The organism is Megamonas sp. Calf98-2 (assembly GCF_900110235.1).
Classification (GTDB): domain Bacteria; phylum Bacillota; class Negativicutes; order Selenomonadales; family Selenomonadaceae; genus Megamonas; species Megamonas funiformis.
Genome location: NZ_FOCY01000018.1, coordinates 9100 through 25217 on the forward strand (window position 1 = coordinate 9100; position 16118 = coordinate 25217).

Sequence of the window (16118 nt, forward strand, 5' to 3'; positions counted from 1 at the left end):
AAAAGGAAGGAAGACACTAGTTTTAGTAATTGCTAAATTAAGGAAAAAATATACTCTAAAAGCCCTATTAAACTATACAAAATTAGCTAAAAGCACATATTATGATGCATTAAAAAAATTATCTAGAGAAGATAAATATAAAGGATTAAAAACATTAATTCATAATATTTGTAATAAGGGTGCACATCAGAATTCTCTAGGCTTTTTTATTTAATCTTGAATTTTATGTTGTAATTTATTTTTTACAGCATCTTTGAAAGTAGAAAAGATTTCTTGTAGTCTTTCTGTGGAGATACCTGTTCCTTCAGAAATTTTAGCTAAACGCTGTTCATCAGTTAATTGACGATAATCGTCTAAATATTCATGACGTTCTTCTTTAGTCATATTAGCTAATTTATCTCTACCGGATTGCATATATTCATCGAGAATATCTACTTCTTGTTGAGTGATTTTGCCTTCAACTACTAATTGATTAGTGAATTTAGCGAGTCTTTCGGATAAATCATCACGATCTTTAGGTGCTTTAGGGTTTGGTTTAAATAAAATGCGTTTTAAAGTATCTACAGGGATAGTAGTGCTTTCGGAGATATCTGCTATATTAGCACGTAAGGAGAAATGTTCACGATTTTCTTGACGATATTCTCTAGCATCTCTGCGGTCTAATTTACGAGCTTTATCTTCATATTTTTGTCTGTCTTTATAAAAACTGATGATTTCTTTTTTCAATTTAGTAGCTTGATTAGTGGAAATAGTATTGCGTTCTAAGGCTTTATCTACAGACACAAAATCTTTTGCAGCATCTTTACGAGTAGATAGATACATCCAAGAATAATCACTTTCAAATTGTGTGCAATAATTTTGTACTTCTTCGTTGTGTACAAATGGTCTAGATGGAGGCGGTGGTAGTTGCGGAGGATTAGCTAAAGCTACACCACTTAATATAAATGTACTACAGCCAGCTAAAATAGCAGATGTAAGTTTTTTCTTTAAAGTAGCTTTCATGAGATACACACCCTTTCGGCTATTGATTTATATAAATATCGCATATTTTTTATTTGTACATTTAGTATATCATTGAAAAAAAATAATCATATTAAAATTTAATTAACTTTAGATTAAAAAAAAGAGCCTATATATAGGCTCTTTTCATATTTATATTTTATTTTACAACTAAAGCAGGACATGGAGCATGTTCTACTACATATTGGCTTACAGAGCCTAAAAGTACACCTTTTACAAGACCAAGTCCACGACTGCCAATTACTACTAAGTCAGCTTTGATTTCATCAGCAAAATCTGTGATAGTAACAGATGGAGAACCAGTTTCTGAAGTTGTAATTACATTGATTTTTTCAGGAACTTTATTAGCAGCTTTCTCTAGTATTTCATTACCAGCTTTTGTTACTGCTTCTAAGATTGCATCAGAGAGGCAAGCATTGATTGCTAGTTGGTTGATATTTGCTACATAAAGAATGTGAATATCTGAATTATATACTTCGGCAATTTTAATAGCTTCTTCAATAGCTCTATCAGAAGTTTCAGAGCCATCTACTGGTACTAAAATACGTTTAATATCTGTCATAAGGAATCCCTCCAAAGATTATTTTACAATGATTACAGGACAAGTTGATTTTTCAAGAATTTGGCGACTTGTACTACCATTTAAAATACTGCTAAATAAATTCAATTTACGACAACCCATGATGATTAAATCTGTATTATGAGCTTTGGTAAATTCTAAAATTTTTGAAGCAGGTTGTCCACTTAAATGATGTGTGCTGATATCAATATTTGCAGGCAATAAATCTTTTGCCCTAAGAAAAACACTTTCAGCATAACGAGAAACTGAACCAGTCAACGGAGTGGCTAACCAAGAAGAATATGTTGATTTATCATCAGTTTCTGTGGAAAAGTATGTAACTAATAATAAACAAATCTGTACTTGGTATATTTTTGCTAAATCTGAAGCTAAAGATAAAGCTTTGAATGATTCTGCTGTGCCATTTATAGGAACGACAATTTGTTGTATATTTGGCATATATTACCACCTAATTCTTGAACTATTTGTATGTATATTTTATTTCGCTAAAAAAAGTGAAAATCCCTTTAATTTTGTAAAATTTTTCTAAAAATAAAATTTTCTCTGCCTGATAAAGCTCAATTGTGATTTTGACGTCTAGTTTGAAAGAATTTTTTTACTAGTAAAGAGCATTCATCTTCGAGTACGCCAGCTCGTATCTGTGTTTGATGATTTAGCCAATGATTATTTACGATATTAAATACAGATTCACAACCACCAGCGCGCCAATCAGTAGCACCGTAGACTAATCGCTTTAATCTACTAGAAAAGATAGCGCCAGCACACATAGGGCATGGCTCAACTGTTACATATAAAGTTAAATCAGAAAGTCGCCAATTTTGAAGTTTAGTGCAGGCTTTGCGAATAGCTACAATTTCTGCATGAGCAGTGGCATCAAATGTTTTTTCGCGAAGATTATGACCGCGAGAGATGATATTGCCTTTATCATCACAGATTATAGCTCCTATAGGAATTTCACCGATAGCAAAAGCTTTTTTAGCTTCAATGAGCGCTTCTTTCATACCTTCAATATCATTTTTTATCTGTAAACGTTCCATGATATCACCACATTTATATTTGTATTTTAATATTGTCTATACTATAATAAATAAGCTATAGTCTTGGCAAGAACAACTGACAATTAATTTGCAGTTGATTTTTGAGGAATGTTTTTGTCTGCAAATAGCAATAAACCTTGATTTTTAGGTTATTGACTTAGGCGAAAGAGTGGAGGCTTATAATGAACTGGTATCTTATGGTAATTGCCCTTTATGCTGTGTTATTAATCGCTGTTGGTGTGATAATATCACGAAAAGTAAAAGGAGCAGATGATTTCTTTGTTGGTGGACGTAAAATGGCACCATTTTTATTATTCATCACTTTGGTAGCACCAAATATCGGTGCAGGCTCAACCGTTGGCGTAGCAGGTATGGGCTTTACTTCAGGTATCTCTGCTGCATGGTGGATTATCGCTTCAGCTGTAGGTACATTTATTTTGGCATTTGTTATTGGTCCTAAAATTTGGGAAATAGCCAAAAATCGTGGTTTTTATACTTTAGGTGATTATTTAGAATATCGCTATAATCGTTATTTTAGAGGTCTTATATCATTGATGATGGCGATTGGCACTTTAGCTATTTTTGCTGGTCAATTGATGGGTATTGCTTGGATATTATCTGTAGTAGCAGAGATTGATAAAACTACAGGTGTTTTAATCGCTTCAGTTGTAGTTGTTTTATATTTTTGTGCAGGTGGATTTTTATCAGCTGTTTACGCAAATTTAATTGAAGCTGGAGTAAAATTAGTCGGTTTTATCGTAGCCGTGCCACTTGTATTATCTTTTGTCGGTGGTCTTGATGGCTTGCAGGCAAAAGTAGTGGCTAATATGGCTGATGTAGCAAAATCAACAGCTTATTTTAGTTTTGATGGCTTAGGTAATACTGTAATTATGGGCTTTTTCTTGATGTTGATGCCATCATTTTTCCTATCTCCAGCGCTTATCGGCAAAGTGTATAGTGCAAGAGATAAAAATACAGTACGCATTAGTACGTTTGCTTGTGGTTTAGTCATGTTATTATTTTCTATCATTCCTGTTACTTTAGGTATGGCAGCTTATGCTATTGCCCCAGATTTACCACAGCAGGATTTAGCACTTCCTTATGTAATGAAAGAATGTATGCCATTTTGGGCTTCAGCTTTAGCTTTAGCAGCTATTTTCTCGGCGGAAATCAGTGCAGCAGATGCAGTTTTATATATGATAACAACATCTTTTACAAAGGATTTATATAAATCTTTTATCAATCCTAATGTTTCTGATGAAAGCTTAATCAAAGGCAGTAGATTTGTAACTGTAATGGCAGGTATTATCGGTATTGGTCTTGCGATTGTTTTACCAAATGTAATTTCAGCATTATCTATTTTCTATTCCTTGATGTCTGTATCCATTACAGCACCATTATTATTCGGTTTATTTACAAAACGCAGTAGTGCGTCAGCTGCTATAATTTCTACAATAGTGGGGATTATAGTTACTGTAGGATTAGATTTATTTAATGGTAATAAAGGCATTTGGATTTTAAATGCTCAATCTACAGCTATTATGTTGACGTTAATAATTATGTTTATCATGATGTTTGTAAGTCCAAATAAAAAAGTACCAAATAAATAATAAAAAGAGCGACTTTAATTTTTAAATTAAAGTCGCTCTTTTTGTTAGAGAAAATTATCGGTAGATTTTACTAGATTGATTTTATATTTGTTGGCTAAAATATTATATCTAGTTTCACTGTATTGCTCGAAGCCTTGAATATCATTCATGCAATCAGTGAGTACGTATATTTTGCGTGTTATCTCTAATTTATCGAAATAATATTCGCAGATTTGGCGGATACTTTCAAGTACGCAATGAGATTTTGCTTCACCTGCGATAATAATTTTATCAAAGGAAGCAATCTCAGTGAGTAAATCTGTATTTGTATCATCATGCATGGAGTATTCAGGTTTGATGATACCATACATTTCAGAAAGTGGATATTGCCCTTTATTGATTTTTGTTAAAGGAATATTTTGAGCTAAGGAAATAAAGTGAATAATATTATTAAATTGACTCTCTAAAGTAGCACCTACAGTACCGTTGATACAATGGTAAGGCCAAATACATAATTGTTTATCAGCTTTTTCTAAATGACGAACATAATTTTTACTAAGTGCAGGGTCAACAGTAGCTCTCCATTTACCTTCTGTTAAATCAGAAGCTTTGATAATGGTATAAGGAGCAGGGTGATTGCCTTCAATATCTACCCACCAGCAAGGGTGAAAGATTTGTTTTACTTCATGAGTATCTAGTGAAACAATGATTTTAGATAATTTATCCATATGTTTATAGAGAAATTGACTTAAGCGAATTACATCTTGCTTCGCTCCTGCAACACCTAAAGCTCCATTATCCATAAAATCTGTTTGGATATCAATTCCCAAAAAGAGAATTTTCGGTTTGTTTTCTTCTGTTTGGGCTGTTGGTGCTTGCCCAGCCCATTTGAGAATTTGATTTAAAGGCAAAGGATTGATTAATTGACCGACCGAGTCTTTATCGAAGATATGGTAAAATGGTACTGACAAAAAAATCACCTCTTTTATATTTTATAAAGCAAAAGCTCAGGAAATCCTGAGCTTTTATTTTGTCTATACTTCTTATGATTTACCAGTGATATTTTTCACCACGGCTGATTTTGAAAGCACGATAGATTTGTTCTACGAGTAGAAGTCTTATCATTTGATGTGTAAATGTCATTCGTGAAAAAGAAATACGTTCATCAGCACGTTTGCGGACTTCTTCAGATAAACCAAAAGCTCCTCCGATTAAAAAGGTTATATGGCTTTGTCCAGATAAAGTAAGTTTATCAATTTTGGCAGATAGTTCTTCTGAGGAAATATCTTTACCAAAAACATCAAGTACAATTAAATAACTATTTGCTGGAACTTTCTTTAAGAGTCTTTCACCTTCAGCTGTTAATGTAGCTTTTTTCTCAGATGGTGAAGGATTATCTTTCATTTTTTCTTCATTGATTTCAATGAATTCTAATTGTGTAAAAGGTTTTAAGCGTTTTACAAATTCATTGATACCATCGCGTAAATATTTTTCTTTAATTTTACCTGAAGCTACAATTGATATTTTCATGATTAATTATTTGTTGGCATTTCAGCTAGAGTAGCTGTAACATCGCCAACTTGTCCATTTCTTGAGATTGTGATTGTGATATTATCGCCGACTTTATGTTCAGCTATGATACTGCGTAAATCAGCTACAGTATTAGTGTCTTTACCGTCGATTTTTAAGATTAAATCACGTTGTCTAATACCAGCTTGGTCAGCAGGACTGCCGAGTTCAAGTTGCATTACAATGACGCCAGCATCGACATTTAATTTATAACCAGCTTGAGCTGCAGTTTGTTTATCAAGAACACCCACGCCAAGATATGGGTAAGTTACATGACCTTTATTGATTAATTCATCAATGATTGGTTTAGCAGTATTGATAGGAATAGCAAAACCGATACCTTCAACGCCAGTAGCAGCAAGTTTGGCACTATTGATACCAATTACTTGACCATCAGCATTTACAAGTGCACCGCCAGAGTTGCCAGGATTGATAGCTGCATCAGTTTGTAAAAGTTTTAGACGATTATCGCCGATAGTTAAAGTGCGGTTTAATGCACTGATTACGCCAGCAGTTACACTACCCTGAAATTCTAGACCTAAAGGATTGCCGATAGCAATGGCAGGTTCACCGACCATGATATCATCGGAATTACCGAATTCAGCAGTTGGTAAATCAGTAGCATCTACTTTGATTACTGCTAAATCAGAATATGGGTCAGTGCCAACGAGCGTAGCAGGAAGTGTTCTGCCATCAGCGAGAGCTACAGTGATATCTTTAGCACCTTCAATTACATGGTTATTAGTTACGATATAACCATCACTTCTGAAAATAACGCCAGAACCAGTACCTTTATCAATTTCAACTTGACGATTGAACCAATCGCGAGCGACTGCTTTATTAGTGATACCAACAACAGCAGGACCTACTTTTTTAGCTGCTTGCACTATTGGTGTATTGCGCGCATCGGAAATAGGTGCAGTGGATTTTTCACTAGAAGCGGAAGATGCTGCAGCAGAAGATGAAGATACAGCACTTTGTTCATTATTAGTACAACCGCCAAGAAAAATACTCATAGTGATAAGGCAAATGCCTAAGATGGAAAGTGGAGAACGCATAGAAAAACCTCCTTAAAATAATTATCTATTTAAAATATAGATAGAATATTAAATTTAATTTTTTATATTTAACATTCTATCAGGTGATGCCACATGTAAAGAAATATCCGTTAAATTATTTTCTTGAAAAATTTGCTTGATTGTATTTAAAGCAATATCAGGCGAATTATTTTGTTCACTGAGATGAGCCAAAATTATCTGTTGAGGTTTAGCTTGAAGTCTGTTGATAGCAAAACCTGCATCAATATTAGATAAATGACCTTTAGTGCTTAAAATACGTTTTTTCAATGACCATGGATATTGACCATTTTGCAATAATTTTAAATCATGATTAGCTTCCAATACTAAAATATCAGAATTCTCTAAAGCAGATTGCACTGTTTCACTTACAAAACCTAAATCAGTAGCTAGAGTTATTTTTTCAGTGAATTTCTTTGTTTTAGCATCATCTTTATACTTAGATATAGTGTAACCTACAGGGTCGATTGCATCATGAGAAATATTGAATATTTTTATAGCTAGATTGCCGATATCAATATTATTAGTTGTAAGTGCTTGGCAATTTTTAAAATTTATATCTGTAAATTTTTGAGTAATAGCTATTTGTTTTAATGTAGCAGTTTTGCTATAAATGGGCACATTATAATTTTTAGTCAATGTCTTTAAACCACGGATATGGTCGAGATGCTCATGCGTTATAAAAATAGCATCTAAGTCTTCAATATTTAAATGGAGTTGTGCTAAAGCTTGTTTCAATTTACGGGTGCTAATACCCATATCAATCAAAATAGCATTATTATCATCATAGATTAAAGTACAATTGCCACGGCTACCACTAGCTAAGACAGATATGTTCATAAAATAAAAAACCTCATTTCTGATTTTTATTGATTATATGTGTATATAGCCTTAGCCAGTAATATGATTAGTATATTACTAGGATAAGAAAAATACAATATAAAAAGCCACAGAAAACTGTGGCTTTAGATTAAATTTTAATTAAAATTAATTGAATTAATGAACTAACTAACTTTAGCTTTGCTATTTAATTTAGCTTTACATTCTGCGCAAGTGCCATAGAAGTAAAATTGATGACGATGAACATCATAAGAAGATTGACTAGCAACTTCTTCTACACATTTAGCAAAATCGATCATGATATCATCAACTCTGCTACATTCAGTACAGCAGATATGAGCATGAGAGCTAGTGTTTGCGTCATAACGGAAAGAATCTTCACCGACATTTAAGATATTGATTAATCCGATTTCGTGTAAAATATCAACAGTTTTGTAAATAGTAGCCAAACTCATTGTAGGGTAATAAGGTTGCAATTTATTAAATATCATTTCAGCATTAGGATGTGCTTTAGTGTTACATAATGCGTTATAGATTGCCAAACGTTGTGGCGTTACTTTGAAACCTTTTTTTCTTAAGAGCTCAGTCACTTTTTTATTATCTAACATGGCTGTATCGCCCCTTCCAAAAATAGTTATTAATAATAATTGTTATTAAAATAGAAAAATTATCCAAAAACTATAATTTTATTCTAAAAGAAAAATAAATCCTTGTCAATAGTAAAGGGTGCTATATATAAGCTTTAAGAAGATTTTTTATAAAAATTATTAAATAGTTAAATAAAATTATAGGGTAGAAATAATTATATAATATATGAAAACTGTCTCTTTTAAAATTTTTGGTAGATATGATATAATTTAGAAATAATGTAGATTTGTAATAAATTTTATTAATAAAATTTATTGATTAGCTAATATTTTAATTTGGAGATTGTTAGGAGTGTGATATATTTGCACATGAGTTTTACTATAATGATGGCTTTAGTAATGGCTGTTATCGCTTGTAGTAGTATTTTATTAGCAAAGGAATATATTTCCGCTAATGTTTATAAATCCGCGAGAAAAAAATTAATCATTATTAATTTAGTAGCTATTGTGGGTTTTGCAGTATTATATCCTAAAATATTAGATTTTGAATATACTTCAATTCTCATAAAATTAGTTGTAATGTGGTATGTATTGCAAGTCTTTTTATCCATTATAGCTTTATTGGTGAAGATTTTCCGCTTAATTTATGAAAAAACAAGTGGCACTAAAGTTGATGAAAGCAGACGTAGATTTTTACATGGCGTTGTTTGGGTGCCTGCTATTTCAGCTACTTTATATGGTGGTTTATACGAAAGCCGTAATATAGAATTTGTAGAACAAGATATAGATTGTAGTGCATTTCCTAAATTAAATGGCTTGAAAATAGCTCATTTAACGGATGTACATTTGGGAAATTTCTTCTCAGTTAGACAGTTTTATGAGATTTTAAATGAAATAGCACATAAAGCTCCAGATATGCTCGTCATCACGGGTGATGTTTTTGATAGTGGCAAGATAAATGATGAAGCTATCAAGATATTAAATGCTTTTACACCGTATTTTCCTTTTGGCGTTTATTTTTGCTGGGGTAATCATGAACATATACGTGGTATAGAACATCTACAAGAAGCTTTAAGTAAGACAAATATCAAAATCTTAAATAATCAGTCCGTAAAGATTTTAAGTGGAGATAAACCTTTATATCTTTTAGGCGTGGATTATGTAGATGAAAGAGGCGGACAAGAGTCTGCTAATATGCGAGAACAGTATTTACAAAAAGCTTTAAAAGATGTACCAGAAGATGCTTATAAGATATTGCTTGCTCATCATTCTATTTTTATAGATGAAGCTTTTAAACATAATATAAATTTGACTTTAACAGGTCATACACATGGAGGACAATTTGCTTTTTTAGGTATACCTATTATTCCTATGTTTAAGTACATGCGTGGAAGATTTGAGCAGAATAACTCCATTGGTTATGTAAGCAATGGTGCAGGCAGTTGGTTCCCTTATCGCATTGGTTGCCCACCAGAAGTTACTTTCTTTAATTTTAAAGCTTAAAAAATATCATATTGTATTTTGAAATTTTGAAGATTTTGGGGTGATATGATGAACGATATAGCAAAAATGCAAGACCTTTGGCAAGAAATGAGTTCATGGATGACAACATATATGAAATCTTTTTATTCGCCAGAAGCAGCAAAGACAGCAAAATCTCATTTGGAGATAAAATCGGCCAAAACGATATTTTTTGACGATGCTCAAATCGTAGATGGCATAATATTAAAAGAAAAACATACATGGAAAGTAGTAAAAAACTGCGAAAATTTGGCTAAGCATTTGAATTTAAATGAACATGATAGTTTGTTAGCTAAAATGATAGGTTTATTCCATGATGTAGGTCGCTTTTATCAGTTCACAGTATATCGCACCTTTAATGATGCCTTATCTGAAAATCATGCTAAATTAGGTCTAAAAGTTATAAAGGATTTACCTTTTATGACTAAATTAGATAAAGAAGATTTAGCGACTTTAAAATTTGCCATAGGTAATCATAATGCTAAAGAAATAGCGCCTACAGAAAATCAAAGGCATTTAGCTTTTGCTAAATTAATTCGCGATGCTGATAAAATAGATATTTATCGCGTATTAAAACCATTTTTAGGACCTACAGATGGTACAGGTTGTAGCCCTGATTTTGTGGATTTATTTGTAGCAGGCAAGCAATGTGATTACACAAAAATGAGAACACAAGATGATAGAAAACTTGTGCGTTTGATGTGGGTATATGATGTATATTTTGCATGGTCATTACAGCAGATTGTAGAACAAAATTATATTGAAGATATAATCAACAATCTAGTTCAAGATGAAAAAATGATGCAAGGTATTACTCGTTTGCGCAATTATATCCAAGAAAAACTACAAACGAAAGATATTTGGCAAGGTTAAAGCTGACAAATAATAGTTTATCATGATATCATATAAGATAAACTATAATTTGATAAAAGAAGGGGAAAAAATAATGGCAGAATTAATGGCTTCTAATTTTGTGCATAATGCTATTGATGAAGATTTAAAAGAAGGTAAATATACTGAAGGAATACATACACGTTTTCCTCCAGAACCAAATGGATATTTACATATTGGACATGCAAAATCCATATGCTTAAATTTCGGTACAGCTCAAAAATATAATGGTCTTTGTAACCTTCGTTTTGACGATACTAATCCAGTAAAAGAAGATGTAGAATATGTAGATTCTATTCAAGAAGATGTAAAATGGTTAGGTTTTACATGGAAGGATAGAAAATATTACGCTTCTGATTATTTTGAAAAACTCTATGATTATGCAGTAGAGTTAATCAAGAGAGGTAAAGCTTATGTAGATGATTTAACTGCTGATGAAATCCGCGAATATCGTGGTAATTTGACTGAAGCTGGTAAAGAATCTCCATATCGCAATCGTAGTGTAGAAGAAAACTTAGATTTATTTACACGCATGAAAAATGGTGAATTCGCTGATGGCGAAAAAGTTTTACGTGCAAAAATCGATATGGCTTCACCTAATATTACTATGCGTGACCCAGTTATCTATCGTATAGCGCATATTTCTCATCATCGTACAGGTGATGCATGGTGCATTTATCCAATGTATGACTTTGCTCATCCATTATCTGATGCTATCGAAGGTATTACACATTCCATCTGTACTTTAGAATTTGAAGATCATCGTCCACTTTACGATTGGCTTTTAGACAGTCTTGGTTTTGACGTAAATACACGTCCACGTCAGATTGAGTTTGCTCGTTTGAATATCACAAAAATGGTTATGAGTAAACGTAAACTTCGCCAATTAGTAGAAGGTGGTTATGTATCTGGCTGGGACGACCCACGTATGCCGACTATCTCTGGTCTTCGTCGTCGTGGTTATACAGCAGCAGCAATTCGCGATTTTTGTGAACGCATTGGCGTAGCTAAGGCAAATAGCTTAGTAGATGTAGCAATGCTTGAACATTGTGTGCGTGAAGATTTAAATGCTCATGCAAACCGTATCATGGCAGTGCTTGACCCTATCAAAGTTGTAATCACAAATTATCCAGAAGATAAAACAGAAATGCTTGCTTGTGAAAACTTACCAAATACAGATGCTAAACATTATATGCCATTTAGCCGTGAAATTTATATTGAACGTGAAGACTTCATGGAAGAAGCACCAAAGAAATTCTTCCGCTTAAAACCAGAAGGCGAAGTTCGTTTGAAAAGTGCTTATATCATTAAATGTGAAGAAGTTATAAAAGACGAACAAGGAAATATCGTAGAACTTCATTGTTCATATGACCCAGATTCCAAAACTGGTGGTAAAACAGCAGGACGTAAAATCAAAGGTACTATTCATTGGGTAAATGCTTCTACAGCTTTAGATGCACAAGTTCGCCTTTATGATTATTTATTAAATGATGAAGAAGGAGCAGTAAATGGAGATTTCATCGCTTCTTTAAATCCAAACTCTTTAGTAGTATTAGATAATTGTAAAGTAGAACCAAGTGTAAAATGGGCAGCACCTGGTACAAAATTCCAGTTCTTACGTCAAGGTTATTTCTGCGTAGATAAAGATAGCACAATGGATAATTTAGTATTCAATCGTGTAGTAGGTCTTCGTGATACATGGTCCAAAGTTGCTAAAAAAGGATAATTATAATTAATTATAGATAGAGATAATAAAAAAGGGGAAAATAAAAAAATAAAGTGAGGTTTATTCATGGATTCAACAGCTTGGATTGCACTTGCCATTTTCATGGTAGTGTACGTGTTCATCGTTTCGGAGAAAATTCACCGAACTGTAATTGCCCTAACTGGTGCAATGCTCATGATTGTATGTGGTATTTTAACTCAGGAGATGGCTATTCACCATATCGACTTTAATACTATCGGTCTTTTAGCTGGTATGATGGTAGTTGTAAATATCACAGGTGAAACTGGTTTATTTAATTATCTAGCAGTTTGGTCAGCTAAAAAAGTAAAAGCAGAGCCACTAAAATTATTAGTAGCATTATCTTTTTTAACTGCAATCTGTTCTGCATTCTTAGATAACGTAACAACAGTATTATTGACAGTGCCACTTACTTTCAGTATTACAAGACAGTTAAATGTACCAGTAAAACCATTCTTAGTAGCACAAATTTTGGCTTCTAATATCGGTGGTACATCAACACTTATCGGTGACCCACCAAACATCATGATTGGTAGTGCCGTACCAGAAATGGACTTTATGGCATTTCTTACAAACTTATCTGGTGTATGTATAGTTACTTTTATTGTTACAATTGCAATATTATTATTCCTCTATCGTAAACAATTAGTTACAACAGATGAATTAAGAGCAAAAGTAATGGCTATGGACGAACGCCAAGAAATCAAAGATTCTACATTGCTTAAAAAATGTTTAGTAGTATTAGCTATGATCATCGTTACATTCACAATGCATGCTCAATTGCATTTAGAATCTGCAACAGTAGCACTCACAGGTGCATGTATTTTGATGCTCATCAGTATGGCTAGATATGAAAAGAAAATTGCCAATGTATTAAGTCATATAGAATGGTTAGCAATCTTCTTCTTTGCAGGCTTATTCATCTTAGTAGGTGGATTAGTAGAAACAGGCGTAATCAAATTATTAGCAGAAAAAGTATTAGAGATAACAGCAGGAGATTTAACAAGTACGACAATGCTTATCTTATGGCTAAGTGCGATAGCTTCTGCATTTATTGATAATATACCATTCGTAGCAACTCTCATACCGATGATCAAAGACATGGGAGCAATGGGAATGACAAATCTAGAACCATTATGGTGGGCATTATCATTAGGCGCATGTCTTGGTGGAAATGGAACACTAATAGGTGCAAGTGCTAACGTAGTAGTAGCAAGTATGGCAGCAATCCATGGAGAAAAAATCTCCTTTGCTAAATACTTTATGGTAGCTTTCCCAATTATGATTTTATCTATTATTATAAGTAGCATTTACTTATATTTATTCTATCTATAATTTAACAAAAATATTAAAATAAAAAGCCCTTTACTAAGTTATTATCATTTAACATAGTAAAGGGCTTTTTATGTTCATAAATCTTTATTTACTTTTCTTTGGTGGGCAAAGAAAAGTAACAAAAGAATACCCACCGCAGATAAAATTTTAGTTTTGAAAATAATTATCACTTCATACAACGCTTAGAAACTCGCTTCGCTCAAACATTCAGACTAAAAACGTATTCAGCGATAATTATTTTCAATAACCTTAGGTTACCACTAAAATTTTATAATGCGGAAAAATATAATACCAAATATTTCCCGCATTTTAGTATTTTTTACGGTAGCCATAGGCTATTGGTAAAGATAAAAATAGGACTACGGTGTTAGTTCTACTGTTTGAGCGAAGCGAGTTTAGAACGTTGTTGACATATTTTTATCTTTGCCAAAGTAAAAAGTGCGTGAGCGGGTGGTTTCTTTGGTTCGTTTCTTTGCCATCAAAGAAATGAACATCTCTATGACATCAAAGAAATGAACATTTATTTAAATATTGCTATGTTTTACAGAATCAAAGATATCTGTGATTTCTTTAGATGGTGCTTTATCAAGTTTGCTACCGATAATGATAGCTAAAGAGGATAAGATAAAGCCTGGAACGATTTCATAGAGTTGTAAGATTGGATATACAGTTGCGATATCTAATAAGGTGATTTGTTTCCAAACAAGAACAGTGATACCGCCGACAATCATACCTGCTAAGATACCATTTCTTGTAGTGCGACGCCAGAAGAGAGAGAATAATAAAGCAGGGCCGAAAGTAGCACCAAAACCTGCCCAAGCGTAAGCAACGATATTTAAAATGGAGTTATTGGGGTCAAGACCAAGAGCGATAGCTATCAAGGCGATACCGATTACAGATAAACGAGTAACAAGTACTAATTCACGAGGATTGATATCTTTATGAATGAATTGTTTATATAAGTCTTGAGCTACAGCAGAAGCACCTACTAATAATTGAGCGGAAGCTGTGCTCATGATAGCTGCAAGTACAGCGGAAAGTACGATACCAGCCCAGAATGGACTAAATAAATGGTCAGTCATAACGAGGAATACTGTTTCAGAATTAGTGCCATTGAGTGGTGTAGTCAAATAAACACTACCAACCATACCTACACATACAGCAGCAGTAAGAGAGATTACTACCCAAGTCATAGCAATGCGAGTAGCTTTTTTCAATTCACTAGAAGAAGTGATAGCCATGAAACGCACTAAGATATGAGGCTGACCAAAATAACCAAGACCCCAAGCAAGTAGAGAAATCAATTCTAATACTGTAGTATAAGAACCATCTGGTTTTGTGAATGGATTGAAAAATTCTGGATTAGTGATGCTGATAGCAGTATATGTATCACCAAATCCCCCTAATGTGAAAGCTGCAGCAATAGGGACGATTAAGATAGCGAAGAACATCATTACGCCTTGGATAAAGTCAGTCCAACAAACGGCTAAAAATCCCCCTACAAAGGTATAAAAGACGATAACGAAAGCACCAAGACAAAGAGCATATTCATAAGGAATGCCAAAAATAGTGTTAAATAATTTACCGCCAGCTACAAATCCAGAAGAAGTGTAGATGATGAAGAAGATTAAAATAAAGATTGCCATGACAACACGAATTAAAGGGCTTTTATCGTGATAGCGATTTTGCAAGAAATCTGGCAAAGTAAGAGAGTTATTGGCAAGTTCTGTATATTTGCGTAATCGGCGAGCGATAAACTGCCAATTTGCCCATGTACCAAGTGCAAGTCCTACGGCAATCCAGCCAGCATTTAGACCAGCCAGATAAGCAAATCCAGGAAGGCCCATGAGCATCCAACCACTCATATCAGAAGCTTCGGCACTCATGGAAGTTACCCAAGCACCAAGTTTTCTGCCACCTAAGATGTAATCGGACATATTATGAGTGCGATAATAAAAATAAACACCGATTGCCATCATGAATAGCAAATAAAGTAAAAAAGCGACGATAATAGATATATTATCAGACATAAGATACCTCCTATTTAATTTTGATGTTTAATTATATGGTTAATATTGTATCATGATAAGCAAAATATGTACATATGTAAATGTGTATACTACAAATAATACAAATATACTATAAATAAGAAAAATATTGCAATAAATATAAGGGAGATTTACTTTGTGGATTGTATACAAAATTTTTTTGTATTTTTAATTGACAAATATAATGTCCAGTCATATAATAAAAAACATCAACGGTGATGTACATCAGAATTAAATAAAAAATTGTTGATATTATCTTGTAATTTAATAGCAAAATAAGA

General features: G+C 33.1%; 15 protein-coding genes and 1 pseudogene. 6 read left to right on the forward strand and 10 right to left on the reverse strand.

The annotated features are described in order from the left end of the window. Positions 1 to 214, forward strand: a pseudogene (locus BMX03_RS11270) (hypothetical protein); the annotation flags it as partial. Here BMX03_RS11270 and BMX03_RS06710 read toward each other — a convergent pair. The 4 genes from BMX03_RS06710 to tadA all read right to left on the reverse strand — a co-directional run bounded on the left by BMX03_RS06710 (position 211) and on the right by tadA (position 2637). Continuing rightward, positions 211 to 1002 carry a hypothetical protein gene (locus BMX03_RS06710; RefSeq protein WP_091694513.1) on the reverse strand — a complete coding sequence of 264 codons (792 nt, stop codon included), beginning with the start codon at positions 1000 to 1002 and terminating at the stop codon, positions 211 to 213. The pseudogene BMX03_RS11270 and the gene BMX03_RS06710 sit on opposite strands and share 4 nt — an antisense overlap. 157 nt (positions 1003 to 1159) lie before the next feature. Then, positions 1160 to 1582, reverse strand: a complete 423-nt coding sequence (locus BMX03_RS06715) for a universal stress protein (RefSeq protein ID WP_008539539.1) — start codon at positions 1580 to 1582, stop codon at positions 1160 to 1162. Positions 1583 to 1600: 18 nt separating this feature from the next. Then, on the reverse strand, positions 1601 to 2038 hold the full coding sequence (locus BMX03_RS06720; RefSeq protein ID WP_015561775.1) for a universal stress protein: 438 nt from the start codon (positions 2036 to 2038) through the stop codon (positions 1601 to 1603). A 119-nt stretch (positions 2039 to 2157) separates the two neighbouring features. Continuing rightward, positions 2158 to 2637 carry a tRNA adenosine(34) deaminase TadA gene (tadA, locus tag BMX03_RS06725; RefSeq protein WP_015561774.1) on the reverse strand — a complete coding sequence of 160 codons (480 nt, stop codon included), beginning with the start codon at positions 2635 to 2637 and terminating at the stop codon, positions 2158 to 2160. Between the two features lie 182 nt (positions 2638 to 2819). Here tadA and BMX03_RS06730 point away from each other — a divergent pair, with 182 nt between their 5' ends. Next, positions 2820 to 4247: a sodium:solute symporter family protein gene (locus tag BMX03_RS06730; RefSeq protein WP_022227850.1), complete on the forward strand. Its 1428-nt coding sequence runs from the start codon at positions 2820 to 2822 to the stop codon at positions 4245 to 4247. Positions 4248 to 4291: 44 nt separating this feature from the next. Here the strand turns inward: BMX03_RS06730 and BMX03_RS06735 are convergent, their stop codons facing one another. From BMX03_RS06735 to BMX03_RS06755, 5 genes are all read right to left on the reverse strand, one after another. Then, positions 4292 to 5197 (reverse strand): cysteine hydrolase family protein, encoded by a 906-nt coding sequence (locus tag BMX03_RS06735; RefSeq protein ID WP_022227849.1) that lies wholly within the window; start codon positions 5195 to 5197, stop codon positions 4292 to 4294. 79 nt (positions 5198 to 5276) lie between these two features. Next, positions 5277 to 5756 carry a 23S rRNA (pseudouridine(1915)-N(3))-methyltransferase RlmH gene (rlmH, locus tag BMX03_RS06740; protein WP_091694515.1) on the reverse strand — a complete coding sequence of 160 codons (480 nt, stop codon included), beginning with the start codon at positions 5754 to 5756 and terminating at the stop codon, positions 5277 to 5279. A 2-nt stretch (positions 5757 to 5758) separates the two neighbouring features. Further along, a complete protein-coding gene (locus BMX03_RS06745) occupies positions 5759 to 6853 on the reverse strand; it encodes a S1C family serine protease (RefSeq protein ID WP_015561771.1) in 1095 nt (364 codons plus the stop codon). Positions 6854 to 6907: 54 nt separating this feature from the next. After that, the gene (locus BMX03_RS06750; protein ID WP_091694518.1) at positions 6908 to 7711 is read right to left on the reverse strand and encodes an MBL fold metallo-hydrolase; all 804 of its coding nucleotides are present in this window, start codon (positions 7709 to 7711) and stop codon (positions 6908 to 6910) included. 164 nt (positions 7712 to 7875) lie between these two features. Continuing rightward, entirely contained in the window at positions 7876 to 8319 is a 444-nt protein-coding gene (locus tag BMX03_RS06755; RefSeq protein WP_015561769.1) for a transcriptional regulator PerR, read from the reverse strand. A 348-nt stretch (positions 8320 to 8667) separates the two neighbouring features. Between BMX03_RS06755 and BMX03_RS06760 the strand changes: the two genes are divergently transcribed. From BMX03_RS06760 to BMX03_RS06775, 4 genes are all read left to right on the forward strand, one after another. Next, positions 8668 to 9801: a metallophosphoesterase gene (locus BMX03_RS06760; RefSeq protein WP_075554866.1), complete on the forward strand. Its 1134-nt coding sequence runs from the start codon at positions 8668 to 8670 to the stop codon at positions 9799 to 9801. Between the two features lie 48 nt (positions 9802 to 9849). Beyond that, a complete protein-coding gene (locus tag BMX03_RS06765) occupies positions 9850 to 10692 on the forward strand; it encodes an HD domain-containing protein (RefSeq protein ID WP_338088743.1) in 843 nt (280 codons plus the stop codon). 73 nt (positions 10693 to 10765) lie between these two features. Next, positions 10766 to 12436, forward strand: coding sequence for a glutamine--tRNA ligase/YqeY domain fusion protein (locus tag BMX03_RS06770; protein WP_091694521.1), 1671 nt, complete (start codon positions 10766 to 10768; stop codon positions 12434 to 12436). A 66-nt stretch (positions 12437 to 12502) separates the two neighbouring features. Then, positions 12503 to 13789: an ArsB/NhaD family transporter gene (locus BMX03_RS06775; protein ID WP_091694524.1), complete on the forward strand. Its 1287-nt coding sequence runs from the start codon at positions 12503 to 12505 to the stop codon at positions 13787 to 13789. Between the two features lie 524 nt (positions 13790 to 14313). Here BMX03_RS06775 and putP read toward each other — a convergent pair. Continuing rightward, entirely contained in the window at positions 14314 to 15819 is a 1506-nt protein-coding gene (gene putP / locus BMX03_RS06780) for a sodium/proline symporter PutP (protein ID WP_022228638.1), read from the reverse strand. Positions 15820 to 16118: the final 299 nt, after the last annotated feature.